At 46.7% G+C, this 26151-nt stretch carries 20 protein-coding genes, 17 tRNA genes and 3 rRNA genes; 10 read left to right on the top strand and 30 right to left on the bottom strand.

Features of this window, described 5'->3' with window-relative positions:
* Positions 1-85 precede the first annotated feature (85 nt).
* Both AC1VYS_RS01755 and AC1VYS_RS01750 read left to right on the top strand, forming a co-directional pair.
* Positions 86-1003 (top strand): LysR family transcriptional regulator, encoded by a 918-nt coding sequence (locus AC1VYS_RS01755; protein WP_482912733.1) that lies wholly within the window; start codon positions 86-88, stop codon positions 1001-1003.
* Between the two features lie 138 nt (positions 1004-1141).
* Positions 1142-2002, top strand: a complete 861-nt coding sequence (locus tag AC1VYS_RS01750; protein ID WP_482912732.1) for a hypothetical protein — start codon at positions 1142-1144, stop codon at positions 2000-2002.
* Positions 2003-2172: 170 nt separating this feature from the next.
* On the opposite strand, the gene AC1VYS_RS01745 is transcribed toward AC1VYS_RS01750, so the two are convergent.
* The 22 genes from AC1VYS_RS01745 to AC1VYS_RS01640 form a co-directional block, all read right to left on the bottom strand.
* Positions 2173-2243: transfer RNA gene (locus AC1VYS_RS01745), tRNA-Gly, on the bottom strand.
* A gap of 13 nt (positions 2244-2256) precedes the next feature.
* Positions 2257-2330: transfer RNA gene (locus AC1VYS_RS01740), tRNA-Pro, on the bottom strand.
* 16 nt (positions 2331-2346) lie between these two features.
* Positions 2347-2423, bottom strand: a tRNA-Arg gene (locus AC1VYS_RS01735).
* Between the two features lie 6 nt (positions 2424-2429).
* Positions 2430-2504: transfer RNA gene (locus AC1VYS_RS01730), tRNA-Gly, on the bottom strand.
* Between the two features lie 9 nt (positions 2505-2513).
* Positions 2514-2601, bottom strand: a tRNA-Leu gene (locus tag AC1VYS_RS01725).
* A 12-nt stretch (positions 2602-2613) separates the two neighbouring features.
* A tRNA-Lys gene (locus tag AC1VYS_RS01720) sits at positions 2614-2686 on the bottom strand.
* Between the two features lie 8 nt (positions 2687-2694).
* Positions 2695-2769, bottom strand: a tRNA-Gln gene (locus tag AC1VYS_RS01715).
* A 13-nt stretch (positions 2770-2782) separates the two neighbouring features.
* Positions 2783-2858, bottom strand: a tRNA-His gene (locus AC1VYS_RS01710).
* 94 nt (positions 2859-2952) lie between these two features.
* Positions 2953-3028: transfer RNA gene (locus tag AC1VYS_RS01705), tRNA-Thr, on the bottom strand.
* Between the two features lie 132 nt (positions 3029-3160).
* Positions 3161-3238: transfer RNA gene (locus tag AC1VYS_RS01700), tRNA-Asp, on the bottom strand.
* A 28-nt stretch (positions 3239-3266) separates the two neighbouring features.
* Positions 3267-3340: transfer RNA gene (locus AC1VYS_RS01695), tRNA-Met, on the bottom strand.
* A 16-nt stretch (positions 3341-3356) separates the two neighbouring features.
* A tRNA-Val gene (locus tag AC1VYS_RS01690) sits at positions 3357-3432 on the bottom strand.
* Between the two features lie 129 nt (positions 3433-3561).
* Positions 3562-3633 (bottom strand) — tRNA-Glu (locus tag AC1VYS_RS01685).
* A 17-nt stretch (positions 3634-3650) separates the two neighbouring features.
* Positions 3651-3742: transfer RNA gene (locus tag AC1VYS_RS01680), tRNA-Ser, on the bottom strand.
* Position 3743: 1 nt separating this feature from the next.
* Positions 3744-3819 (bottom strand) — tRNA-Asn (locus AC1VYS_RS01675).
* A 1-nt stretch (position 3820) separates the two neighbouring features.
* A tRNA-Ala gene (locus AC1VYS_RS01670) sits at positions 3821-3896 on the bottom strand.
* Between the two features lie 27 nt (positions 3897-3923).
* Positions 3924-3997: transfer RNA gene (locus AC1VYS_RS01665), tRNA-Ile, on the bottom strand.
* 57 nt (positions 3998-4054) lie between these two features.
* Positions 4055-4171 (bottom strand): 5S ribosomal RNA (gene rrf, locus AC1VYS_RS01660).
* A 96-nt stretch (positions 4172-4267) separates the two neighbouring features.
* Positions 4268-7193 (bottom strand): 23S ribosomal RNA (locus tag AC1VYS_RS01655).
* A 335-nt stretch (positions 7194-7528) separates the two neighbouring features.
* Positions 7529-9084 (bottom strand): 16S ribosomal RNA (locus AC1VYS_RS01650).
* The 16S, 23S and 5S rRNA genes sit together here with 17 tRNA genes alongside, the layout of an rRNA operon.
* A gap of 734 nt (positions 9085-9818) precedes the next feature.
* Positions 9819-10799 carry an arginase gene (gene rocF / locus AC1VYS_RS01645; RefSeq protein ID WP_482912731.1) on the bottom strand — a complete coding sequence of 327 codons (981 nt, stop codon included), beginning with the start codon at positions 10797-10799 and terminating at the stop codon, positions 9819-9821.
* Between the two features lie 57 nt (positions 10800-10856).
* Positions 10857-12053 carry an ornithine--oxo-acid transaminase gene (locus tag AC1VYS_RS01640; RefSeq protein ID WP_482912730.1) on the bottom strand — a complete coding sequence of 399 codons (1197 nt, stop codon included), beginning with the start codon at positions 12051-12053 and terminating at the stop codon, positions 10857-10859.
* A 480-nt stretch (positions 12054-12533) separates the two neighbouring features.
* On the opposite strand from AC1VYS_RS01640, the gene AC1VYS_RS01635 reads away from it, so the two are divergent.
* Positions 12534-13178, top strand: a complete 645-nt coding sequence (locus tag AC1VYS_RS01635) for a GntR family transcriptional regulator (RefSeq protein WP_441931128.1) — start codon at positions 12534-12536, stop codon at positions 13176-13178.
* Between the two features lie 108 nt (positions 13179-13286).
* Here the strand turns inward: AC1VYS_RS01635 and AC1VYS_RS01630 are convergent, their stop codons facing one another.
* Complete coding sequence (locus AC1VYS_RS01630) at positions 13287-14018, bottom strand: methyltransferase domain-containing protein (protein WP_482912729.1); 732 nt, start codon at positions 14016-14018, stop codon at positions 13287-13289.
* A 165-nt stretch (positions 14019-14183) separates the two neighbouring features.
* Here AC1VYS_RS01630 and AC1VYS_RS01625 point away from each other — a divergent pair, with 165 nt between their 5' ends.
* Positions 14184-14552, top strand: coding sequence for a hypothetical protein (locus AC1VYS_RS01625; protein ID WP_482912728.1), 369 nt, complete (start codon positions 14184-14186; stop codon positions 14550-14552).
* A gap of 214 nt (positions 14553-14766) precedes the next feature.
* Here AC1VYS_RS01625 and AC1VYS_RS01620 read toward each other — a convergent pair whose 3' ends face one another.
* From AC1VYS_RS01620 to AC1VYS_RS01610, 3 genes are all read right to left on the bottom strand, one after another.
* On the bottom strand, positions 14767-14994 hold the full coding sequence (locus AC1VYS_RS01620) for a cold-shock protein (RefSeq protein ID WP_056697134.1): 228 nt from the start codon (positions 14992-14994) through the stop codon (positions 14767-14769).
* Between the two features lie 185 nt (positions 14995-15179).
* Positions 15180-15380, bottom strand: a complete 201-nt coding sequence (locus tag AC1VYS_RS01615) for a cold-shock protein (RefSeq protein ID WP_024633772.1) — start codon at positions 15378-15380, stop codon at positions 15180-15182.
* 438 nt (positions 15381-15818) lie between these two features.
* A complete protein-coding gene (locus AC1VYS_RS01610) occupies positions 15819-16055 on the bottom strand; it encodes a DUF6953 family protein (protein ID WP_482912727.1) in 237 nt (78 codons plus the stop codon).
* A gap of 425 nt (positions 16056-16480) precedes the next feature.
* On the opposite strand from AC1VYS_RS01610, the gene AC1VYS_RS01605 reads away from it, so the two are divergent.
* Positions 16481-17152, top strand: a complete 672-nt coding sequence (locus tag AC1VYS_RS01605) for a phosphatase PAP2 family protein (RefSeq protein ID WP_482912726.1) — start codon at positions 16481-16483, stop codon at positions 17150-17152.
* A gap of 329 nt (positions 17153-17481) precedes the next feature.
* Here the strand turns inward: AC1VYS_RS01605 and AC1VYS_RS01600 are convergent, their stop codons facing one another.
* The gene (locus AC1VYS_RS01600; RefSeq protein ID WP_482912725.1) at positions 17482-18261 is read right to left on the bottom strand and encodes a helix-turn-helix transcriptional regulator; all 780 of its coding nucleotides are present in this window, start codon (positions 18259-18261) and stop codon (positions 17482-17484) included.
* 113 nt (positions 18262-18374) lie between these two features.
* Between AC1VYS_RS01600 and pyk the strand changes: the two genes are divergently transcribed.
* Complete coding sequence (pyk, locus tag AC1VYS_RS01595) at positions 18375-19790, top strand: pyruvate kinase (protein WP_441931122.1); 1416 nt, start codon at positions 18375-18377, stop codon at positions 19788-19790.
* 143 nt (positions 19791-19933) lie between these two features.
* Here the strand turns inward: pyk and AC1VYS_RS01590 are convergent, their stop codons facing one another.
* Together AC1VYS_RS01590 and AC1VYS_RS01585 are read right to left on the bottom strand one after the other, a co-directional pair.
* Complete coding sequence (locus tag AC1VYS_RS01590; RefSeq protein WP_482912724.1) at positions 19934-21457, bottom strand: methyl-accepting chemotaxis protein; 1524 nt, start codon at positions 21455-21457, stop codon at positions 19934-19936.
* A gap of 184 nt (positions 21458-21641) precedes the next feature.
* Positions 21642-22091 (bottom strand): SRPBCC family protein, encoded by a 450-nt coding sequence (locus AC1VYS_RS01585; RefSeq protein WP_482912723.1) that lies wholly within the window; start codon positions 22089-22091, stop codon positions 21642-21644.
* A 180-nt stretch (positions 22092-22271) separates the two neighbouring features.
* On the opposite strand from AC1VYS_RS01585, the gene AC1VYS_RS01580 reads away from it, so the two are divergent.
* Positions 22272-23117, top strand: a complete 846-nt coding sequence (locus AC1VYS_RS01580; RefSeq protein ID WP_482912722.1) for an AraC family transcriptional regulator — start codon at positions 22272-22274, stop codon at positions 23115-23117.
* A gap of 30 nt (positions 23118-23147) precedes the next feature.
* Here the strand turns inward: AC1VYS_RS01580 and AC1VYS_RS01575 are convergent, their stop codons facing one another.
* Positions 23148-23681 carry an MOSC domain-containing protein gene (locus AC1VYS_RS01575; RefSeq protein ID WP_482912721.1) on the bottom strand — a complete coding sequence of 178 codons (534 nt, stop codon included), beginning with the start codon at positions 23679-23681 and terminating at the stop codon, positions 23148-23150.
* A gap of 270 nt (positions 23682-23951) precedes the next feature.
* On the opposite strand from AC1VYS_RS01575, the gene AC1VYS_RS01570 reads away from it, so the two are divergent.
* The 3 genes from AC1VYS_RS01570 to AC1VYS_RS01560 all read left to right on the top strand — a co-directional run bounded on the left by AC1VYS_RS01570 (position 23952) and on the right by AC1VYS_RS01560 (position 25862).
* On the top strand, positions 23952-24317 hold the full coding sequence (locus tag AC1VYS_RS01570) for a DUF1304 domain-containing protein (protein ID WP_441931117.1): 366 nt from the start codon (positions 23952-23954) through the stop codon (positions 24315-24317).
* Between the two features lie 117 nt (positions 24318-24434).
* Complete coding sequence (locus AC1VYS_RS01565; RefSeq protein WP_482912720.1) at positions 24435-25235, top strand: DUF4261 domain-containing protein; 801 nt, start codon at positions 24435-24437, stop codon at positions 25233-25235.
* A gap of 267 nt (positions 25236-25502) precedes the next feature.
* Positions 25503-25862: a hypothetical protein gene (locus AC1VYS_RS01560; protein WP_482912719.1), complete on the top strand. Its 360-nt coding sequence runs from the start codon at positions 25503-25505 to the stop codon at positions 25860-25862.
* Positions 25863-26151: the final 289 nt, after the last annotated feature.

The raw sequence follows: 26151 nt of genomic DNA, 5'->3' as shown, positions 1-26151 counted from the left end.
GATAGGCATGATATGATCCTTCATCCAAAGGATGAGGTCATCCGGATTGACCGGGTAGTTTTAGAAACGAAGGAGTGTGGAGAGCTTGAATCTGATCAAATTGCAAATTGTCGAGCTGATCGACAAGCATCATCATATGACAAGTGTGGCCGAAGTACTGGGCATCAAGCAGCCAACCGTTACCTTTCATATGAAATCGCTGGAGGAAGAGATGGGGGTGCGTTTATTCGAATCTCGCAGTGGAAAAACATTTCTAACCGAAGCTGGACAAGCATTGCTTCATTATAGTGTCAAAATCAATGCCTTGACCCATGAGGCTCGCCGTGTCGTCAAAGAATATGATAGCCTGTACCGGGGCACGCTCCATATTGGAGCAAGTTATGTCCCAGCTACCTATCTGCTACCCGCGATGCTTCATACGTTTTCTCAGGAGTTTCCTGGCATTCAAATTGTGTTGTCCGTCAAACCCGCTCCTGTCATCCGGGAGAAGGTAATCCGGCATCAACTTGATCTGGGCATTATCTCATCCGAGCCATTTGTAGGCCCGGTGTTACACGCCGAAACGCTGTGTAAAGACGACCTTGTGCTCATTTGCTCACCACAGCATGGACTGGCCCAGAAAGAATCGTTAAAGCCTGAAGATATCGCGCAGGTGCCTTTTGCTTTACACGGCGATGAGTCCAGTACGCGAAGGCTGACCAATCAATGGCTTGCACAGCATGATATCCGGTTACGGAGCACCGTAGAGATGGACTCTCTAGAAGCCATCAAACAGCTCGTTCTACTCGGCGGTCATATCTCGTTTATGTCGCGCATGGCTGTACAGTGGGAGGAGCGGCAAGGCATCATTCAGGTGCTTCCCATTCCGGGAGAGCAGGCACCACGTCATATCTACACCGTACACAATAGGGATCGTCACCCTTCAGTTCAGGTCAATCGGTTCATCGAAGTGCTGCGAGAGGTCATGATTACGCCACCTGTGATGCATCAGCCTATCGGGTGAACCGATATAAACTATCGCTTGCCATTCATGAATTCTATGCAGGGTTAACGTAACTTGAGCTTCCCGTTAATCGCGCTCACATTCTCGGACGTTAAAGTGGGGTCTGTACGTTAATCCAGATTAGGAGAGTGATTGGTTTTGAAAAAATGGAAAAAAGTAACCGCCTCGTTGATGCTGAGCATCGTCACCCTGGGAAGTGGACTGACATTTCTGGATACACCGCCGGCTTCAGCCGCTGCCAACGCCGTTCCCGCATATGAGGTGAAATTCCTCGCCAAGCCGGAGCTTGTGTTAAACACGAATGGAACACCACGCAGTGAGGTCATCCAGACGCTAGGGCTGAACGCTACACCACGCAATATCAATGTGGAGTACTTTGACACCAATGCTCTCGGATTGGATGCCCAAGGTTGGAACGTCCGTTTCCGCAAAAAGGATGATAAAAACAACTTCGAGTTAACCTACAAAAAGCGTTACCCTGTCATTAATGGGGACATCCATGCAGCACTGACACTTGCAAATCAGGAAGGCTTCGATTCATCTGATGATAACTACGAGGCTGAAATTGATTGGGGATATGGTAAACAAACACTGAGCTTCTCTAACACGAAAAAAGTAGACACCAAAACAACTGGCACGCAGTTGCCTTCCGAAAAAGATGCCTTGAACCTGCTACTGGACAAGCTCCCAGGTAAATTAAAAAACTGGTCTGCCTCCAACTGGGGCAAACAACAGCTCACACAGGCCCGTGCCTATGGCCCAATTACCTTCCAACGTTATACAGGCACATGGAACAGTCAGGAGCTTACCCTTGAAGTATGGCCAATCCGCGACGCAGCAGGAACAGGTACGGAGAATCTCGTCGAGGTTTCATTCAAAACAGACGACTCAGCAGCCGTTTCCGGTCTACGTAGCCAATTGCTGCAACTGCTTCAGAATAAGAACTGGTTAATCCCTGCGGATGGCTTGAAGACTCAGACCATCTTGGAAAGATACTAATACAGGAAGTTGTAATTTTAAATCATATTCAAATAGTCGATTATAGACAAAAAGCTCCTATCTGCCAAAACAGAAAAGGAGCCTTTTGTGTAACCAAACAGAGCTAACACTTAGGTCAATATAAAACAAAAAAAGCCCGCATCTGCAGGGCTTTTATTACTAATTCATTAAGCGGGTGATGGGAATCGAACCCACGCTATTAGCTTGGAAGGCTAAAGTTCTACCATTGAACTACACCCGCATAAACAAAAAAATCGGGATGACACGATTTGAACATGCGACCCCCTGGTCCCAAACCAGGTGCTCTACCAAGCTGAGCTACATCCCGATATATAAGGAAATAATGGCGCGCCCTGAGAGATTCGAACTCCCGGCCTTTTGATTCGTAGTCAAACGCTCTATCCAGCTGAGCTAAGGGCGCAAATATTGGAGCGGAAGACGGGAATCGAACCCGCGACCCTCGCCTTGGCAAGGCGATGCTCTACCGCTGAGCCACTTCCGCAAAATAATATGGTGCGGTCGAGAGGACTCGAACCTCCACGGGGGGTTAGCCCACACGGACCTGAACCGTGCGCGTCTGCCAATTCCGCCACGACCGCAAAATATGAAAGTGAGTCATGAAGGATTCGAACCTTCGACACCCTGATTAAAAGTCAGGTGCTCTACCAACTGAGCTAATGACTCATAGTAAATGGCTGGGGATATAGGATTTGAACCTATGCATGACGGAGTCAAAGTCCGTTGCCTTACCGCTTGGCTAATCCCCAATAAAGAAAACTATGGGGCGATCGAGGGGAATTGAACCCCCGAGTGCCGGATCCACAAACCGGTGCGTTAACCACTTCGCCACGATCGCCATAAAGGGTAAACAATATTGCATGAGTATTTAAGTATTACCATCAGAGCTTATATTATACACTTAATTAGCCTCTGATTGCAAAATACTAAAATGGTGCCGGCGAGAGGACTTGAACCCCCAACCTACTGATTACAAGTCAGTTGCTCTACCAGTTGAGCTACACCGGCACGGTGTAAAGTATTAAAATGGCGGAACCGACGGGATACTCTCACTTCGTTCGAGACTGCGAAGCAGATGCTCTCGAAGTAAATGCTCCGACGAACCCACAAACGGATTCTCATCCCTGAAGCTGGTAAAGATGGCGGAACCGACGGGATTCGAACCCGCGATCTCCTGCGTGACAGGCAGGCATGTTAGGCCAACTACACCACGGTTCCAGATCACTTTCGGTTAAGAAAGCTACAATTGCGGGGGCAGGATTTGAACCTGCGGCCTTCGGGTTATGAGCCCGACGAGCTACCGGGCTGCTCCACCCCGCGTCATTAGAAAAATATATGGTGGAGGCTGAGGGGATCGAACCCCCGACCCTCTGCTTGTAAGGCAGATGCTCTCCCAGCTGAGCTAAGCCTCCATAGGTATTGCTATGACCCGTAGGGGATACTCTCACTTCGTTCGAGACTGCGAAGCAGTTACTAACGATGTTGATCCTCCGACGAACCTTTGGGATTCTCATCCCTTGTTGAAGCAATAGATATTGCTATGACCCGTAGGGGATTCGAACCCCTGTTACCTCCGTGAAAGGGAGGTGTCTTAACCCCTTGACCAACGGGCCTTGCTAAAAAAGTATTATGGCGGAGAGAGAGGGATTCGAACCCTCGAGACGCTTGTGACGCCTACACGATTTCCAATCGTGCTCCTTCGGCCAGCTCGGACACCTCTCCATGGCTCCCCGAACAGGACTCGAACCTGTGACAACTCGATTAACAGTCGAGTGCTCTACCAACTGAGCTATCAGGGAATGGTGGAGCCAAGCGGGATCGAACCGCTGACCTCCTGCTTGCAAGGCAGGCGCTCTCCCAGCTGAGCTATGGCCCCATTCATGTATTTCTTATGAAGTTACTATGGGCCTTGGTGGACTCGAACCACCGGCCTCACCCTTATCAGAGGTGCGCTCTAACCAACTGAGCTAAAGGCCCACATATGTTCATCCTACTTCCTACCAAGGGGGCAAAAAAAATACCCCAAAGGGAATCGCTTGGCGGCGTCCTACTCTCCCAGGACCCTGCGGTCCAAGTACCATCGGCGCTAGAGGGCTTAACGGTCGTGTTCGGGATGGGTACGTGTGGAACCCCTCCGCCATCGCCACCAAACGCGATTGGTCGAAGCAATGCTTCTTCCATTCATTCAGAGTGTTGTTCTCTGAAAACTAGATTCGAAACGAAACGTACGCGATTTAAAACTTGCTATTGGATAAGCCCTCGACCGATTAGTACTGGTCAGCTCCATGCATTGCTGCACTTCCACCCCCAGCCTATCTACCTCGTCGTCTTCAAGGGGTCTTACATACTGGGAAATCTCATCTTGAGGGGGGCTTCACGCTTAGATGCTTTCAGCGCTTATCCCGTCCGTACATAGCTACCCAGCGGTGCTCCTGGCGGAACAACTGGTACACCAGCGGTACGTCCATCCCGGTCCTCTCGTACTAAGGACAGCTCCTCTCAAATTTCCTACGCCCACGACAGATAGGGACCGAACTGTCTCACGACGTTCTGAACCCAGCTCGCGTACCGCTTTAATGGGCGAACAGCCCAACCCTTGGGACCTACTTCAGCCCCAGGATGCGATGAGCCGACATCGAGGTGCCAAACCTCCCCGTCGATGTGGACTCTTGGGGGAGATAAGCCTGTTATCCCCAGGGTAGCTTTTATCCGTTGAGCGATGGCCCTTCCATGCGGTACCACCGGATCACTAAGCCCGACTTTCGTCCCTGCTCGACTTGTAGGTCTCGCAGTCAAGCTCCCTTATGCCTTTGCACTCTTCGAATGATTTCCAACCATTCTGAGGGAACCTTTGGGCGCCTCCGTTACTCTTTAGGAGGCGACCGCCCCAGTCAAACTGCCCACCTGACACTGTCCCCGTACCCGCTAAGGGCACCAGGTTAGAACCTAGATACGATCAGGGTGGTATCCCAACGGTGCCTCCACGCAAGCTGGCGCTCACGCTTCAAAGGCTCCCACCTATCCTGTACAGATCGTACCCAAATTCAATATCAAGCTGCAGTAAAGCTCCATGGGGTCTTTCCGTCTTGTCGCGGGTAACCTGCATCTTCACAGGTATTAAAATTTCACCGGATCTCTCGTTGAGACAGCGCCCAAGTCGTTACGCCATTCGTGCGGGTCAGAATTTACCTGACAAGGAATTTCGCTACCTTAGGACCGTTATAGTTACGGCCGCCGTTTACTGGGGCTTCGGTTCACAGCTTCGGATTGCTCCTAACCACTCCCCTTAACCTTCCAGCACCGGGCAGGCGTCAGCCCGTATACTTCGCCTTACGGCTTCGCACAGACCTGTGTTTTTGCTAAACAGTCGCTTGGGCCTTTTCACTGCGGCCCCCTCGTGCTATTCACACTACCGGGGCACCCCTTCTCCCGAAGTTACGGGGTCATTTTGCCGAGTTCCTTAACGAGAGTTCTTCCGCGCGCCTTAGAATTCTCTTCTCGCCTACCTGTGTCGGTTTGCGGTACGGGCACCTTCATCTGGCTAGAGGCTTTTCTTGGCAGTGTGAGATCATGACCTTCGCTACTGTAATTTTCACTCCCCATCACAGCTCAGCCTTACGATGTGCGGATTTGCCTACACATCAGCCTTACTGCTTGGACAGGCATCCATCAGCCTGCGTCACTACCCTACTGCGTCCCCCCATCGCTCGTAACGATTTACGGTGGTACAGGAATTTCGACCTGTTGTCCTTCGACTACGCCTTTCGGCCTCGCCTTAGGTCCCGACTTACCCTGAGCGGACGAGCCTTCCTCAGGAACCCTTAGGCTTTCGGCGGATCAGATTCTCACTGATCTTTTCGTTACTCATACCGGCATTCTCACTTGTATGCTCTCCAGCGCTCCTTACGGTACACCTTCAACGTACATACAACGCTCCCCTACCCCTGATGCAAAGCATCAAGCCATAGCTTCGGTGGTGTGTTTAGCCCCGTTACATTTTCGGCGCAGAGTCACTCGACCAGTGAGCTATTACGCACTCTTTCAATGGTGGCTGCTTCTAAGCCAACATCCTGGTTGTCTGTGCAACTCCACATCCTTTCCCACTTAACACACACTTGGGGACCTTAGCTGATGGTCTGGGCTGTTTCCCTTTTGACAATGGATCTTAGCACTCATTGTCTGACTCCCGGAAGTAAGTCTATGGCATTCGGAGTTTGACTGAGCTTGGTAACCCTTGCGGGCCCCGCACCCAATCAGTGCTCTACCTCCACGACTCTGTTTTCCGAGGCTAGCCCTAAAGCTATTTCGGGGAGAACCAGCTATCTCCGAGTTCGATTGGAATTTCTCCGCTACCCCCACCTCATCCCCGCATTTTTCAACATGCGTGGGTTCGGGCCTCCAGTGCGTGTTACCGCACCTTCACCCTGGACAGGGGTAGATCACCCGGTTTCGGGTCTACGTCCACGTACTCATTCGCCCTATTCAGACTCGCTTTCGCTGCGGCTCCGGCTCTTCACCTTAACCTTGCACGGGAACGTAACTCGCCGGTTCATTCTACAAAAGGCACGCCATCACCCCTAAAACGGGCTCTGACTTTTTGTAAGCACACGGTTTCAGGTTCTATTTCACTCCCCTTCCGGGGTGCTTTTCACCTTTCCCTCACGGTACTGCTTCACTATCGGTCGCTAGGAAGTATTTAGCCTTGGCAGATGGTCCTGCCGGATTCATACGGGGTTTCACGTGCCCCGCACTACTCGGGATCCGTCTCGGAGGGAACAGACTTTCAATTACAGGGCTTTTACCTTCTTTGGCGGGCCTTTCCAGACCTCTTCGCTTAATCGGTTCCTTTGTAACTCCATGTGAGACGTCCCACAACCCCAAAGAGCAAGCTCCTTGGTTTGGGCTTCTCCGCGTTCGCTCGCCGCTACTGACGGAATCACTATTGTTTTCTCTTCCTCAGGGTACTTAGATGTTTCAGTTCCCCTGGTATGCCTCTACATAACCTATGTATTCAGTTATGAGTAACTGGATATTACCCCAGCTGGGTTTCCCCATTCGGACATCCCCGGATCAAAGCTTGCTTACAGCTCCCCGAGGCAGTTTCGTTGTTCGCCACGTCCTTCATCGGCTCCTAGCGCCTAGGCATCCTCCGTGTGCTCTTAGTAGCTTAACCTCGTTCTCCGGTTTCGGTTGCTCGCTTCCCTTGTTTTGCTTCGCAAAGCCAAAAGTCGCTCCCATCCGATACCATCGTACGTGCAATCTACCGTTTTTATTGAAACTTGTTGAACACAAGTTCAGCTAAAAAGGAATGTTCTAATTCGCGTTTGTTTCGTTTCGATATCTAGTTTTCAAAGAACAAATTGTTTGGTTCGGGCCGTTCACAGATGTGTCGGTCGAATAAACGAGAAGTTTTGAGAGTTTGAGCTCTCAAAACTGAGCAACGAGTGAGTGGTTTGCAGCTGAGCTGCATATTTGAATGTCTTCGCTCTGGAAGACGATTCTCCATAGAAAGGAGGTGATCCAGCCGCACCTTCCGATACGGCTACCTTGTTACGACTTCACCCCAATCATCTATCCCACCTTCGGCGGCTGGCTCCTTGCGGTTACCCCACCGACTTCGGGTGTTATAAACTCTCGTGGTGTGACGGGCGGTGTGTACAAGACCCGGGAACGTATTCACCGCGGCATGCTGATCCGCGATTACTAGCAATTCCGACTTCATGCAGGCGAGTTGCAGCCTGCAATCCGAACTGAGACCGGCTTTGCTGGGATTAGCTCCATCTCGCGATTTCGCAGCCCGTTGTACCGGCCATTGTAGTACGTGTGTAGCCCAGGTCATAAGGGGCATGATGATTTGACGTCATCCCCACCTTCCTCCGGTTTGTCACCGGCAGTCTATCTAGAGTGCCCACCCGAAGTGCTGGCAACTAAATATAAGGGTTGCGCTCGTTGCGGGACTTAACCCAACATCTCACGACACGAGCTGACGACAACCATGCACCACCTGTCTCAACTTTCCCCGAAGGGCACCTGATGCATCTCTGCTTCGTTAGTTGGATGTCAAGACCTGGTAAGGTTCTTCGCGTTGCTTCGAATTAAACCACATACTCCACTGCTTGTGCGGGTCCCCGTCAATTCCTTTGAGTTTCAGTCTTGCGACCGTACTCCCCAGGCGGAGTGCTTAATGTGTTAACTTCGGCACCAAGGGTATCGAAACCCCTAACACCTAGCACTCATCGTTTACGGCGTGGACTACCAGGGTATCTAATCCTGTTTGCTCCCCACGCTTTCGCGCCTCAGCGTCAGTTACAGCCCAGAGAGTCGCCTTCGCCACTGGTGTTCCTCCACATCTCTACGCATTTCACCGCTACACGTGGAATTCCACTCTCCTCTTCTGCACTCAAGTCACACAGTTTCCAGTGCGATCCGGGGTTGAGCCCCGGGATTAAACACCAGACTTACATGACCGCCTGCGCGCGCTTTACGCCCAATAATTCCGGACAACGCTTGCCCCCTACGTATTACCGCGGCTGCTGGCACGTAGTTAGCCGGGGCTTTCTTCTCAGGTACCGTCACCTTGAGAGCAGTTACTCTCCCAAGCGTTCTTCCCTGGCAACAGAGCTTTACGATCCGAAAACCTTCATCACTCACGCGGCATTGCTCCGTCAGGCTTTCGCCCATTGCGGAAGATTCCCTACTGCTGCCTCCCGTAGGAGTCTGGGCCGTGTCTCAGTCCCAGTGTGGCCGATCACCCTCTCAGGTCGGCTACGCATCGTCGCCTTGGTGAGCCGTTACCTCACCAACTAGCTAATGCGCCGCAGGCCCATCCCCAAGTGACAGATTGCTCCGTCTTTCCAGTTCTCTTCAGGCGAAGAAAACAAGTATTCGGTATTAGCTACCGTTTCCGGTAGTTGTCCCAAGCTTGAGGGCAGGTTGCCTACGTGTTACTCACCCGTCCGCCGCTAAGTATCAGGAAAGCAAGCTTTCCATCAACTCCGCTCGACTTGCATGTATTAGGCATGCCGCCAGCGTTCGTCCTGAGCCAGGATCAAACTCTCCAATAAAGATGAATTTCGCAGCGTCGTTAAACGCTGTGCAACTCATCGGGGTATTGAAAAGAGCGATAAGCTCATTTTGAATCTGACGAGATTAAAAATCTCATTGTTGTTCCAGTTTCCATACAGCCGGATGGCGTGTACCAAAACCTTCACGTTCATTCTGCAAGCAGAATGTTTTACTCACTCGTTGTTCAGTTTTCAAAGATCAAACTTGTTCCCGTTACCGAAACCAGTTCGTTTCAGCAACTCTTATATAATACCATGTCCGAACCAACTTTGCAAGCTCTTTTTTTAAGTTTCTTTCGAAGCTTATTTCATTCGCTTGCCGCACCGTGTAACCCGTGTTTTCTTGGCCGGAACTAGAATATACCATGTATGAAATCACAATGCAAGACTTTATTTTAAATAAATATAACTTTCATTAAACCTGCAAACCTGCCCATACTCTTCTCATAGAATTTTGCACAACAGTTTCTAAGATACTACATTGGATGTATTGCATCCAACTCCTATCCAGCGGTGTACTTAGATCAAGAGGGCTGACATTATAAAAAATAGCAGAGTAACAATAGAACGGGTCACTGGCTGAACAAACAATCTCCCTAACCTATCAGAAACAGGGAAGTCACGTTACAACCTGCCACAACGTTCGACCGATCGATAACATAGCTCCCCTGCAATATATAAATTTATAATCTCAACAAATCGTACCTTTTTCCTCTGAACATTTTCTCTTTCTTCTATAGAATAGACTTACCCAACAAGGAAGCAATCAGTCCAACGCCAAGTCTTGCCGTATGCCTGTTCTGATCCAGCAGAGGGTTCACCTCAACCAGTTCCATGGAAACCACTTGATTACTTGAAGCTAGACACTCCATCGCAAAATGCGCCTCCCGATAGCTCAACCCACCCGGAACAGGCGTCCCTACTCCTGGTGCTTCACGCGGATCGAGGCAATCCATATCGAAGCTAACATGAATACCATCCGTTTCATCTCCCGCAATAACCATTGCCTGCTCAATAACCTGCTTCATGCCCATCCGATCAATATCATGCATCGTAAAAGCTCGAATACCCAAAGTCCTTATCTGTTCTTTCTCATAGGCATCCAGATCACGAAGCCCGATATATACCAGATTGGACGGATCTACAAAAGAGCCTGCACCTTTAATCTGCGATAAGTTAAAAGCCGATTGACCCAAGAAGGCTGCCACACTCATTCCATGCATATTGCCCGTCAAGCTATGTTCTTCTGTATTCAGGTCTGCATGAGCATCAAACCAGATCACACCTAAATTACTATAATGTGCAGTTAATCCAGCCACAGTCCCGATAGCTACACTATGGTCTCCTCCAAGGACGAGCGGAAAAGCCCCCTCTTCCAGAGCAGCTGATATTTCATGACATACGTGCTGACTCACCTGCTGAACCTCATTAAGATACTTTAACGTCTTGCGTCCAGCCGGAACAGCTGGCTGCGTAGGGCAATTCACACGTGCTTCCTTGGAGACGATGAGACCTAAACTTGCAATCTCACGCTTCAACCCGGCAGTGATTAGTTCATCTGGACCCAGTTCGGCTCCATTCCTCGCACCAGCTAATCCAAAAGGGACCTTAATAATCGCTACTTCATTATGTTTAGTAGGTGTATGGTAAGTGTGTTTACGAGAGAGCTGTTGCATATCCCGCTCCCCTGCATCCAAAGCATCCTCTTTATTCATGAGTTTCAGCTCCTTTATCATCGTTGCCGAACTATAGCTCGTTGGAGTTCTTACGATTTATTGGTCACGAAGCACGTCTCTTATGATATCGATCGCCCAATCAATCTCTGATTCCTGTATGGTTAACGGCGGTGCAAAACGAATCGTTGTGTCGTGTGTCTCCTTACAGAGCAAACCGGCAGACATCAGACGCTCGCAATAAGGTCTTGCAGAACTATAAAGTTCAACCCCGATGAATAACCCTTTGCCCCGAATTTCATGGATCGCAGAACTCTGAATACCTTGAAGTTGTTTCATAAAATAATTCCCCAAAAGCTCTGACCGCTCTGCTAGCTTCTCACCTTCAAGAACATCCAGAGCAGCAATCGCTACGGCACAAGCGAGCGGATTACCTCCAAACGTAGAACCATGTGAACCCGGTTCGAACAGATCCAGAATGTCTGCTTCGGCGGCAATTGCAGAAATCGGCATCACACCACCTCCGAGCGCTTTGCCCATAATCCAGATATCCGGTTCGACGTGCTCCCAATCGGAAGCAAATCGACGTCCCGTTCTTCCAAATCCGGTTTGAATCTCATCCGCCATGGTCAAGACTCGTTGCTGTTTGCATATCGCAAACGCTTCTGCCAGATATCCATCCGGAGGAATGATAATTCCCGCTTCACCCTGAATTGGCTCAACCAGAAAACCGGCCGTATTCGGTGTGATGGCTTGTTGTAACGCCTCCAGATCTCCATATGGAATAATTCGAAATCCCGGTGTAAAAGGTCCAAAGTCTTTTTTATATTCCTCAGATGAGGAGAAAGAGGTGACCGTCAGAGTTCTGCCGTGAAAGTTGCCAGAGCATACAATGATTTCAGCTTTGTTCTCAGGTACTCCTTTGCAACGATATGCCCATCTTCGCACAGCTTTTACCGCTGTCTCCACCGCTTCTGCCCCTGTATTCATGGCTAATATTTTGGATTTACCCGTAAATGCAGAAAGTCTTTGATAAAATATTGCTGCAGAATGGCTGTGAAACGCCCGTGATGTCAATGTGACCTTATCCGCTTGATCTTTCAACGCTTGAATAATGACAGGATGTCTGTGCCCATGATTCAGTGCAGAGTACGCACTTAACATATCCATATATCGGCGGCCTTCAGGGTCCTCCACCCATACCCCTTCTGCGCGTTCAATAACAATGGGAAGTGGATGATAGTTAGGCGCAGCGTACGTTTCCGACCATTGAATGAACATATCGGTATCCGGCATTCCTTCACAACCTTCCGCATAATATTGTATACAAAATACAGTAACAGTGTATGCGAGCTGATCTTTGTTTACGACTTGATTCCTCATTTTCCGCAGTTGCCCAGTTTGAATACCTATGAAAAACAGACACAACTAACATTCGTTTTGAAAAATGAATCAACACAAGGCGCATGAAATATAGCGATTTGTTTGAGCAATACATTTGTATACAGTATTCATAATATAATATATGAACTTTATACCAATGATTTTAACAAACCCATCCATACTTGACAACGCTTTTATAATCATTTTTATACTATAAATCCAAAAAATGTACGCTCGATTTTATACACTATACAGCACACAGAGCCCGAACTTTGCTTGCCCAACTCCTCCCTCGATGGTAAGATGATAAAAACTTGAAACACCCCGAACGGCGCGGCCTGTATAGCTTTATAACCATTCACTATTACATACATATAGAAGGGAGAACTTGGTATGGAAGTACCTAAATACCGTTCCTTGAAAGATCACGTCTATGATTACATCGCCCAGAAGATCCAAAACGGGACGCTTCTTCCCAACCAGAAGATTAACGAGGCCGAAATTTGCAAAAAACTGGACATTAGCCGCACTCCTACCCGGGAAGCTTTATTTCAGTTGACCTCTGACAATCTGTTGCAGTATATCCCACGCAGGGGATTTATTGTTGCTCCTTTTGACACAAGCAAAAAGCTTGAATTCTCGCAAGCGATTGGTGTGCTGGAGGCACTGGCTGCCACGCTCGCAGCGGATCATCTTAAACCCTCCGAACTTATAGAAATGGAAGCCCTGATCGCCCGCATGGACGAAGATATTAACCAACTTGATCTCGCCGCTTACAGCAAGAATCAGTATCTGTTCCACAATCTTTACATCCAGCGCTGTGGCAACACCACCGTTATTGAAATGTTAAACACGCTGAAGAACAGCTTTATTCGCCAGTCTTATGTCAGTGATAACAAGCCAAAATTATCCGAGGTGCTACACGAAGTCAACGAAGAGCACCGGCAGATTCTAAGCGCGTTTCGTGCCAAGGACAAACCTCAGCTTGAAGCGTTGCTCAAACATCACTGGCGTATCATTGATAACGACATGTTGTAACTTGTAAACTCGGTTGCGGCTGGTTCACTTGGTACGAGGCTGTCCGGTCACCATAACCATAATCGAAAGGGGCAACTCACATCATAAATAATGCGAGTTACCCCTTTTTCATTCGGGTCCGACCTCAGCAGGAACCTTCGCGGTAAATACGGCATATCCCAGCCTTTTTCCGTATTTTAGAAGCAACCGATCATTGGTGCGACTCATCCGCTGTACATTTTCATCCTCCAGCCAGTTCATATCCATCTCACGCAAAGGGTCATGATCGACACCCCACTTACCCATGGTCCGCGATTGCTCTTTGACTTCAACTTGAGAAAATCCGCATGCCCTTAGACGTTTCTTCCAGGCCGCCACTGTGGCCAGTGTCTTAATCCCATAAAATCGCTTCATCCTGCGGCTCATTAGATCCGTTTTCCTTCCCGACAAAACCATCTCGCGGTCTACAAGCAACCCTCCGGGCTTCAGCACTCTCATATACTCGGACAACGCCTTACGCCACGGAGTAAAGATGGTGACCGATTCGATAAACACCACGTCCACATGGTTATCTGGCAGAGGCAGTCCAGCTACATCAGCTTGAATAAAACGCACATCAACCCGCTCTTTGCGAGCTCGCCTTACCGCTTTATCCAACATGTGACGATGTAGATCAATTGCAGTTACACGATAGCCTTGCTTGGCGAGATGACATGCTGTTCTTCCTGTGCCACACCCAATCTCCAGAACATGAACCCCTGTCGGAATCGATAACGTATCAAGCAACTGCAGTGTTGCCGAGAATCCGCCAGGATGAGCACTTCCTTCCCCCAAACGAGCAAGCAAATCATGATAATCCATGATTTCCCCTCCTTTCCCCTATCTCCAGTCTATGGAACAAACCGAAAAACGGCTCCTGACTATGGAGATAACCGGGTACTCGTCCATACCAATTGGCTCTCTTTCTACTATGATATACAAACCGTTGATTTCAAGCGGCAAACCGCAATTACGAGGGGGATATGCATGCACAGAATTCATCCGGTATGTGAAGAAACCGTGTCACCGCATGTGGGACGCCCTGTCTGTGTTGTCATGAAAGACGGCACGCATATGTATGGTACACTTGGAGGTTGCCAGGATGGAAAGGTGTACTTGAATGAATGCTTTCAAGGTCCGCGCCTGTCTTCTGTCCAGTCCAAGCAACAACTGCGCAGAGTAGCTAAAAAGAAATTAACATCAGGAAGAAAAGCCAAATCTTCAGCCTATGGCGGCTACCCTTACGGCGGCGGATACGGTGGTGGATACGGCGGGTATGGCGGTTACGGGTATGGCGCCGGTTACGATGTTGCCCTGATCGCTACACTATTCCTTCTTCCGTTCTTATTCATTTAGATCTCCATAACAGCAAGCTGTTGCAATTATATTGGCAATCGGCAAAAACCTCTTCATGTTCGCTCGCGGAACACGAAGAGGTTCTTTTTTCTTGCAACAAAAAAGGCATCCGCCTTAAACGAATGCCAGGAAGTTCATATTTAATCCCATACCTCTGTATCGGATGTTCACTTTATCTAAAAAAAAACACCTCGCGAGAGGCGGGTAAGCTATATTAAATCCGATTTCCTTTAGACATCGTTTTCAGGTTACTATTCGAATTCTCAAGCAATGGCAGCATCCTAGTCGTGCTAACCATCTCAGAAGCACATATTGGACAAGTAGGCACGCTATCAAACGCAAAATTGTCCCGCATCCATCCTTTGCACGTATCACTCGTACATTCCCAGATTGCTGCATCTGCTTGTGGAATTTCTTCCAACGGTTTTTTGCGATTATACATGACTTCTACCCCCTTTGTTATGGAAACACATCTTACTGACGTTATTTCACAAAAGCCACTGCTTAGCGGAAGTGTAACATCCGCCGAACTTCTGCCTCGACAACGGTTGGGCCAACTTCATCTATAAATCAAAAAAAAGAAGCTGCCTTTATCATTATAACATGTTAAAGGCAGCTATGCTTTAATTACAGTTTTACAACTTCTTCTGCTTGAGGACCACGGTTTCCTTGTACAATTTTAAATTGCACGCGTTGACCTTCGTCCAGCGTTTTGAAGCCTTCGCCTGTAATAGCGCTGAAGTGTACGAATACATCTTCTCCGCCTTCAACTTCGATGAAACCGAAGCCTTTATCAGCGTTGAACCATTTTACTGTTCCGTTTTGCATGTGAATTACACCTCCAAATAAAGATTAACATGTTCCTTTGTTCTTTGCAGCAAGCAAATAAAAATTCACACATTGAAAAAGGTACCAGTCATAAAACTATAAGTGATCGCCCTTTACAATATGTGAATTAGGTTTTCCACTCTGCTCTGTACAACTTGATTCTTAGTATACCTCTAATCCGATCAAAAAGCAAATCATTGTATTTTCTTTTCAAACAGCTTTGGAAATACATGTTTATTAAATTCATATCTACAGCTAGTCTGTGGCGCCATTGAGCTATCGTCTGTGCACAGCCTTATGAAAGGATATGCAGTTACAATCCAACTTATACATGATTTGCGAAAATGTTCTGTCCTTGCATATCCAACATATTCAAGTAAGAGCTATGGCTAAACTCAGTTAAAAACTACAAAAACCAAGATATGAGCAACATTTCATCTAGGTCCAGGCCCACATAAATGCATCGCGATCCCAGGCAACCCGCCCGCCGTGTAGTTTGCGAAATGCCTTTTTCACTTCTTTGGATAAGGAAGCATTACCGTTTTCGTTAACAAAAACGAACTGCTCTCCAAAATGAGTTCTTACATATTCTATTGCTGCTTCCTGACGAAGTGTGCCCGTAAACTTAATCTCTCCGACCATCCATTCAGCCACGTCCTGCGCTGTCTTTTCCATTTTTTCACCTGCCGTTCTCCTGTTACACGGTGGTCAAACCTCTTTTGCATGACGTTCACCTGTCTGAAGTATACCACGACAACGGGACAGACGGAAAACAAAGCAGGCATGAATATGAGAACATGGGATGTAGATGAGCCTTTCAAAACCTTACAATGCAGGTGTACCCATTTCAGGGTATGCGTAATATAATACGTTGCATGACCATCATTTTCAGATGAATAAAGACATCAAAAGTAACAAAAAAGAGACTTATCAAATTGCATTTTATCCTAAAATCAGGTATGGCTTAACCCTTTGCCTGTCCATTATAGTAATACTTAAGTTTAAAAAGTTGCAGGGACACTTCATCTTTCTAACGTCAAATGACTATAAGACTCGGATGATTATCGTTTCTATAAGCATATTATATCAGGGAGGATTTTATGAAAGCATTCTTTCAGCGCTGGGGACATCTACTGGCCATTTTATGTATACCGCTTCAAGGCTCGATCTACATGCTTCTGGGCAGCCAAGCGGGAGATGATGTATTTTACAATTATGCCTGGATTGATACACAGATTCCTTTTATCAAAGAATTTATTATTCCTTATGTCAGCTGGATGCCCATTCTATATCTGAGCTTTCTCTACTTAGGTCTAACGAACAAGTCGCTGTTCTGGCGTACATTGATTATATATAACGTCGGGGTGATGGCTGCCAATGTTTGTTTTGTGGTATTCCCGTCGTATGTACCTCGTCCTGAAGTGAATGGAACGGATCTTAGCAGTGTACTTGTGCAATTCATTTATTCCAATGATGCGCCTGTGAACTGTTTCCCAAGCGTGCATTGCCTTACAAGCTACATGTTATTCATTATTCTCAACAGACATCTGAACGTCAAACCTGCTTTACGGATCTTCGGCTCCGTGTGGTTGTGGTTAATTATCGCTTCGACAGTGTTCGTTAAACAACATTCCCTGCTGGATGTCGTTGGCGGCATTGCATTTGCTGAAGCGGCCTACTGGGCAGTTCATGTTTTTGCCAAACGTCTGGGGCACGCTCGGAAGAGCAACAAGCAACCGATCAGAGCTACACAACCAAGCCGTAACGCATAACGTGGTTTATAGATGCGAAGCACGATTCAATATGAATACAATGTATTCATATATGGCACACATCATACATTCAATAACAATGAAAGAGGGCTCTGTTTGCAGTTGCCCTCTTTTTTTGTATACCTAAGCATCTGTTTAGGGCGTGTCTTCCAATCACTGACGTGCATCTTTTACCGCCTTTTCGCCCCATGCTGCGTCAGTTTCCTATGACGTGCCCTGGCACGCCTACGAAAAACTTCCTGATCGGAACAAAAATTCAGCAACTTTAGCTTCCTTCAGCGATTTCAGCCACCCCCTACTAATCATTTTTTTAAATGCTATGGCAGTAATCAGATGATCGGAGGACGCTCGTGCAGCAAGTCGGATGGGGGACTGCCCATGAGTCGCTTGAATATGCGGTAAAAATAAGACAAGTCCCGATAACCGAGAAATTCGGCAATTTCCTGAATGGAGAGCTGCGACTCGGTAAGCAGGTACAATGCTCTTTTCATCCGTTGATCATGAACGTACTCGCTAATCGTCTGATTGGTTACATTTTTGAACAGGGAGGCCGCATAGTTGGGAGACTTTCCGATTTCATCTCCAAGATCTTCCTTTGTTACTTTCTCCCGATAATGCTGCTCAATGTATCTCTTCATCCGTTCCACGTACCGATGCTTCTCAGGCGGGATGATACCCCGATCGAGTTCCCGGTTAATATATATTAGCACTTCCATCAATAAGGCTTGGCTCATCATGACATAATAAGAAGGGCGTTCTTCCCATTGTTGCTGGATTGCCTTCATTCGCTGGTGGATCAGTTCGTAACAGCCTGGTTTATTTCTCAATGGTTCACGTTGTTCGAGTGCGGGCAGTTCTACAGTCCCATTTTGCCTCAATAAAATAACAATCTGGGTATGCGTAACCGTAGGAATACTCTTTCCATAATAGGGTATCCCTCCAGGAATCAGCAGCAATTCGCCCTTTTCCATGATCTGTTTATCTCCGTTCACCCAATATACACATTTTCCATATGTAACCAAGCTGAGACGCCAAATTCCCTGTGGTTGTACAGCTTCTTCGTACCAACCCACGCCATTCACATGATGTACTTCAAGTGGAGTAACCATATAACACCTCATTATCGGACTATACTCCAATCATTGTACTATAGTTCATATCGTGATTCGACAGAAAACGCTACAATATACACATAAGAACCAAATATGAGGAGGATATTAGCATGTTGAAAACCAAAATTATCTGTACCATGGGACCTGCTTGTGACTCAATCGAAACACTGAAAGTAATGATTCAGGAAGGCATGACGGTTGCTCGTCTGAATATGGCTCATGGCGAGTTGGAAGATCACGTGGGACGGATTAATAATATCCGTACAGCTGCTGCTGAACTGAATAAATATGTACCCATCATGATGGACATCAAAGGACCGGAAGTGCGGATCGGTAAATTAAAAGAAGCTTCCGTTCACCTTCAGGCGGGTAAAGAACTTACGCTAACCACTGAGGATATTCTTGGCGACGTAGAGCGGATCTCCGTAAACTACCCTGAATTGAATCTGGTTGTTAAACCAGGAGATCGCATTCTGATTGACGACGGCTTGGTTGATCTGACTGTATTGTCTGTTGAAGGTTCAGAGATTCACTGCCAAATCATTAGCGGCGGTATCCTGAAACCACGTAAAGGCGTGAACTTGCCAGGAATCAAAACGACATTGCCAGGCGTAACTGAACGTGACGTTATGCACATTGGATTCGGGATCGAGAACAACATCGAAATTATCGCAGCTTCCTTTGTTCGTAAAGGGGATGACATCCGTGAAATCCGCAGCATTCTGAAAGAACGCGGTCAGGAACATGTACAAATCATCTCCAAAATCGAGAACCAAGAAGGTATGACCAACCTGGACGATATCATCGAAGCATCGGACGGCATTATGGTAGCTCGTGGAGATCTCGGGGTTGAAGTTCCAATCGAAGATGTACCTATGATGCAAAAAGAAATGATCGATAAATGTAACAAAGCTGGTAAGCCAGTTATCGTTGCTACTCACATGTTGGAGTCTATGCAAGTGAACCCTCGCCCAACACGTTCCGAAGTAAGTGACGTAGCAAACGCCGTGCTGCAAGGCGCAGACGTGGTGATGTTGTCCGGTGAATCTGCTGCTGGTAAATATCCAATTCCATCCGTACGTACGATGGCTGCTGTTGCACGCCGCGCGGAAACGATGATCGATTACAAAGAGCAGTTCAACCAAAAATCGGCGCAACAAGTAGCTGACATTACCGAAGTTATCAGTCAGGGAGCTGTTAGTTCTTCCCTTGTTTTGAATGCTAAAGCGATCATTACATCCACCGAAAGTGGATTCACAGCTCGCATGATCTCTAAATATCGTCCAAAAGCACCGATCATCGCAGTTACTCAGCACAAAGAAGTGCTGGCTAAAATCTGTCTGCTCTCTGGTGTCGTTCCGGTCATGGGCGACAAAGTGACAACAACAGATGAAATGTTCGAATCCGCTACCCGCAATGCCATCAAAACAGGTTATGTTGAAAAAGGGGACATCATCGTATTGTCCGCTGGTGTTCCAATCGGTCAATCCGGTAATACCAACCTGATCAAAGTGCTGCAAGTATAATTACGAATGGCGGCATAGTCTTCTATAAAAAGTAGGAAAATCAAAAATCCACCGGGATGTGAAATCCGGTGGATTTTTGATGTTTGCCCTTTTACTTACTACATAAAAGTTGAACAAGATTTAATTATTCTTTTACACAAAAACTACAAGTTGCGCGAATAGTTGACCAGATCCTGCGACATGTTGTTGATCTCATCCATTGAGGCATTGACCTGCTGCGTCAGGGCTGCCTGATTCTGAGTCAGTGTGGACATGTTGCCGATATGATGCAAAATATGATCAATCAATGTTTTCATTTTCTGCATGCTATCTTCAATGTTGACGGTTGCCTCCGAACTATGATCGGCCAGTTTCCGCACTTCTCCAGCTACAACGCCGAAGCCCAAGCCCAGTTCACCTGCCCGTGCCGCTTCGATGGCTGCATTCAAACCAAGCAGATTCGTCTGGCCGGCAATCTCCCGGATAAACGCTGTAATACTCTTCGTATCATCCACACTATCCCGCACCTGTGTTGCCGCATCAGCAGATAACTCCTGAGCGTTGACCAGTTCCTGTGCCTGATCCGTAATCGAGTTAATGCCGCGTACCATCTCTTCAATGGACTCGGACAACTGTTTTGTTTTCAAATTCATCGCTTTAACGATCTCTTCTTTATTCTTCTGGTGAGTCACATCCCGAATCGTTCCGGCAACACGAAGCGGTACGCCATTCTGGTCACGAATGGTTTCACCACCCGCATGATACCAGCGATACTCCCCGTCTTTTCGTTGCAAACGGTAGTCAAGATCATACGGCGTTCTACCGCTGTAATCATTCATATGTTCAGCAAATGCATTAATCGTACGGTCATGATCTTCAGGGTGAAGACGACTGCTCCAACTGCTGAATACGTTCGGGAAGTCTTCTTCATTCTTGAATCCCAGCTCTCTGCGGAATTGTGGTGACCACCAGAATTCATTGTTTGGATTGACCACATCCCCAGCAACCACCGTCATATCCCAAGGCGCTTCTACAAGTGCACGGTTGACGAGATCATAACGGGTAACAAGTGCTTCCAATTCATCTGACTTGATCTTCTCCTCATGAACGTCGAACATGACTCCAATTAACTTAACCGGAGCTCCTGCAGCATCTCTCACAAGTCGTCCAAGACATCTGAACCAACGAACATCTCCGTTTTTCAAAACCATACGGCTTGTAACATTATATCCCGCTTGATCATTCGGATCATTCACATGTCTCGTGATATCCTCCACAAGCTGTGGTCTATCCTCTGGGTGCACAGATTTAGCCCAACTGGCGAACTCATTGGGGAAGTCCTTCGAATTATTGTAACCCAGCATCCTCCGGAACTCTTCCGAGAATGAAACGATGTTATTGTGATCCAGCGGATTACCTGCAACGATCTTCGACTCCCATATTGCCGCTTGGAGCGCCTGATTCAACATGCTAAGACGCATTTGCGCAACCTCATGCTGTGATTGCATCAGTTGTACGGCTTTCCGAATATTCTCCAAAATTTCATCATTGCCCTGTGTATCAGCGTCTGTCCCATTCCAAAACTGGCCATTTTGAGCATGCTCTAACAAACGACGGCTGTAACTCAGCAGTTGCTCATGTGAATTTATACGATTTGATTTGCTTACTTCATTACGTTTCAGAAACATCGCGGTATCCCCTCTTATGTAAGGTGTATTTATATATACTTCGACATATATTGACAAGAAGTGTAGGTCTAAAGTCGCTAATATAAAAAAAAACGTAAATCTTCGCCAATGAGACGAGGATTTACGTTGTTAGGAGATTATATCTTATTTTTGATATATCGATTCAACGAAATATTATACTTTGCTACCAGCCGAAATTAAGCGTTTTTCCCGTCTCTGCCCACGTCTTAATGTTGCTTAAAATCATCCACCAGCTATTCTGCGCATTGGCGAAGGAAGGATGATTGTCTGTAAACTGATCATTGATCAGCGTAAGTTTGGTACACTCCCCCACAGTCTCTAATTGGAAAAGCACTCTCGACTGAAGCTCGGCATGATTGGAATGATACGAAGGCCCGGGATGCTCCCGATAGCTAAGACTAGAGAGCGGCTCAAATCCCAAAATCTCACCATATACATGGACTGTTTCCTGACCATCATTCCCTGGCCCAACATATGCGAAAGGTTGTCCAGGCTGAAAATTCGAGCGAAGCTCGCTGCCAAAGAAACTGCTTCGTGTACCGTCCGGGGAAATCAGCGCATTCCACACTTCCTCCCGCCCTGCATTGATATAAAATTCATATTTCAGATCCATAAGCTCACTCCCTTTATGTAATCAAAATGCGGCTGTACTCTCACATTTCTATCCTACCGTTATACCCCATACTTGTATTGTAAAAACGCGACAGCAAGGAAATATCAGTTATACTAAGGGAGATTAAATAGACGGAAGTCACTCTACCATTATATCGAAAGAGAAAGTGAGGACGCAGGGATGAAAAGGACAGTCAATCCAGTAACTCCCCCTATGGGATTGCTTCATATGGAAGAAGGAAAACAACGATATCAATTGACACGAGTGCGTCCCGCCGAGGTGCTGAGCCCTTTTGTCAAACATTATTGGATGGTGTCCTGGGATCTTGCAGAGCGTGAATCATATCCACAACATGTGATACCCAATCCCTGTGTTAATCTTGTCGTTGAGCGAAACAAAACCTTTTTCTTCGGGCCTTCCGATCAAAAGTTTACCTACTCTATTCATGGCAAAGGCCTTGTGTTCGGTGTGAAGTTCAAACCGGGAGGATTCCATCCCTTCCTTCGAGCGCCTGTTTCTACACTTTACGGAAAACCGCTGGAGGTGTCCGGCCTGCTCGGAACTCGCGCTGAGGATTTAGAAGATATTTTGTTAAGTGATCTCTCCACGGAAAAAAAGGTGAGCTATATAGATCAGGTGTTATCTGCATGCCTCCCTACAGAGGATATGGAAGCGAACTTGATCTACACCATCGTGCAGCACATCGAGCAGGATCGGGATCTGCTCAGGGTAGATCAGCTATCAGCCCGCTGGAATCTGCACACCCGAAAGTTACAGCGTTTGTTTAATCAATATGTAGGCATCAGCCCCAAAACGGTCATTCGATTATATCGTCTGCAAAATGCAGCGGAATGCATAGAACGCGGCTTAACCTGCGACTTAAGCAAGTTATCTCAAGACTTGGGATACCATGATCAATCCCATTTCACCAAAGATTTTAAATCTATTATCGGCAGCACACCTGAAGAATATCTGCTGTTGTCTGAACCTATTCCATTCGGTACAAGCAACAGCCACGCCGAATGACGCTCAACGCCAAATACGCCTGACGGGATTCTAAGGCAGGCGTATTACTTCAATGGTGTCTCCCGTATGAATAACACCCTCACGCTCAACTGAACAGACGATACCGCGTTTTTTGCGAGCAGCTGGCACAAACTTTTTGCGCAAACCCTCTTGTCCATAGACCTGTTCAATCACTTTACCTGGATGTACACAAGGCAGATTCTCCCCTTCACAGATCAAGCCTGTTCCATCAGGAAACAGAAGTCTTGTTCCCACGGACAATTCGGTCAAATGCTCTATGCCGCAAACCAGTATATTGGCACCCAGCCACTCAGGGCGGACTTCAGGGATGTTCATCTTCTGGGCAATCAAAGCGCACTCTTCCTCTGAAACGATACTGATCTGCCGACGATTGGCAATCGGTGTACCGCGCTTATAGATTTTCTGACGGGAATCTGCTGGTCTTAACAGACCGTAATGCCGATCCCCAGGAATTCCAGCAAGTTCAATATCAATGAACGGCACTACCCTTGTCACAAATGTAGATGGATCATCTGCAAGCAAAACAAACTGAGCTTTTCCCATTTAATCCCCTCCCTTTCTGGATCAATCCAAAATCCATTTTCCTTTTTGGCCTAAGCATTATTACCCTGTGTATGAATCTTTGACAAATGACAGATGCTGATAGATATATCTTATGATCTTTACTTCTCATATGAAGTGAGTAGAAAATAGAGAATAAAGCTTGTTTATAGTATGCACAATTAAATTGTAGAAAATTAATTTGAAAATTTCCGTTTTTATGCTAATCTATATATTAAGTATGTTAGGCGTTCATTACATATAGAAAGCAGGGTGTTTCTTTTGATCGGTACTATTTTTGTCGCTCTTGTAGCTGTTGAACACTTCTATATTATGATTATGGAGATGTTCATGTGGACACGTCCACGGACAATGAAAACGTTTGGTACTACCCCGGAGTTTGCCGGCTCTACCAAAGCTCTTGCAGCCAACCAAGGCCTCTATAACGGTTTTCTTGCAGCTGGTTTGATTTGGGGACTGTTATACCCGGATTCCAGTGTCGGATTGCATATTCAGATTTTCTTCTTAGCTTGTGTAATTATTGCAGCTCTTTACGGCGGTGCGACTTCTTCGCGATCCATTATCATCAAGCAAGGTTTGCCGGCAATCATAGCACTTTTGCTTGTGTTGTTCCTGTAAGTTTGGGAAAACGAGCACAACCTACGACTCATACCCTCTGATATGGTAAGGTAGGAAGTATAAAGTATATCTTACCAATCACCAGAATGGTTCTGGGAGCAGAAAGGGGAACATGTCATGGGACTGTTTGACAAACTGCGTCGGCGCAAAAAGGAGAAGGCACAATCCAGCGTTGCTGCTCCGCAGACGGATTATAGTCAAACCATTGTCGGATTTGTGCTATTAGAACGGGAAGACTGTGATTTTAATCTTTTTATCGACCGGATGAAGATGGAATGGAATATTGAGATTGATGAACAAGCCGAGGAAGGCAATCTCTTCTTTGAAGTTGACGGAATGCAGGTGGTGTGTGCTCACATCGCTGCACCTGTACCTGATCGAGAGGTTGAGAAGAATGCCAAGTTAAACATTCTTTGGCCGGAAGCTGAACAGGTGACTGCACGGCACCAGTCTCAGATCATTGTATCGGTTCTGAATGCAACGGATGCTATCCGGGGACATATCCTTTTTACTCAAACCGCATCCGCATTACTGCAATTGGATCATGCTCTCGCAATCTACATGTCTCCACTTGTCGTTGAAGCAGGTAAGTATGTGGAGGTAAGCCGTGGACTCAAAGAGGATGAATTACCGGTACCTCTGTGGGTGTTCATTGGTCTGTATCAAAACACCGAAGGGGCTTCAGCATATACGTACGGTCTGCGTAACTTCGGGAAAGAGGAGATGGAGATTACCGGATCGTCCAAGCCATTAAGTGATGTCTTTGAGATGATGTTTATGACCACCACATATGTGGTCGAAAATGATGTCACCTTGCATGATGGGGAGACTCTCGGCTTTACTGCAGAGCAGAAACTAAGTATTACCCGTTCCAAGGGAATTGCGACTGAAGGGGAAAGTCTGAAGATTGGATTGTAATCCTTTTGACGGTTCATAGTATCCAAGTATATGTACTCCTGATTCAGGCCGTTCGAAATCTAAATTTCGGGCGGCTTTTGTCTATTATAGTGCGGAATTTATCAGGTTCAACCCTCTCCATTTCCCTGAATTTTACTCCAATAGGATTATATAGTCCGTAAGAACTACAATCATGTGAAATCCATATTCATTTTTAGCAGAAAACAGTATAATTAATAGGCTAATAGACTTATAAACTACATAAAATATGAATGAGGAGTTGCTTTTATGTCTGTCAGACGTTTGGATTCAACAAAACCGATTATTGAAATCGTCTGGGAAGGGATTGTCTCACCAGAACAGGTCGACCAAGTCAACACGGAGATAGAAAAAATCGCTTCGCAACTGGGCAACACATTTGATGTACTGGTTGATATGACACATATGAAAGCTTTCCCGCAAGACACCAAGGAGAAGATTGTGGATCATCAAAAACGACTGAAGGACATGGGCATGAAGCGAGCTAGCGTAGCTGTTGGTGGAGCGATCGCCAAAATGCAGCTTAATCGGATCTCCAAGGAATCAGAACACCAGACCGAATTTCAATGGGAAACGTATGATGAGGCATTGGCATTTCTACTGAAATAAAAGTGCGGAGTTTTACAACAATGGATAGCCCTTAAATCATTATGCGGGATAGGAATTAGAATTAGAGCGGTTCTCGTAAGGAGCCGCTTTTTTTCCTTAACACATACCACGATCATATCTCTTCCTCAGTATAAAGTAATCTCTTAGTTCATGTACTCATCTACTGGTGCTTAGCAAATCCACAATGCTTTCTACCACAATTGCCAAATTAGCTTGTAATGGGACAATCCCCTATCCCATGCGCCACTTTCTATTTAAATACATATAACTTCTCTCTCATCGTGCTTCA

This window comes from Paenibacillus sp. G34 (assembly GCF_056856875.1).
The sequence above is the reverse complement of the archived record's forward strand: the minus strand, read 5'-3'. Positions and strand labels throughout refer to the sequence as shown.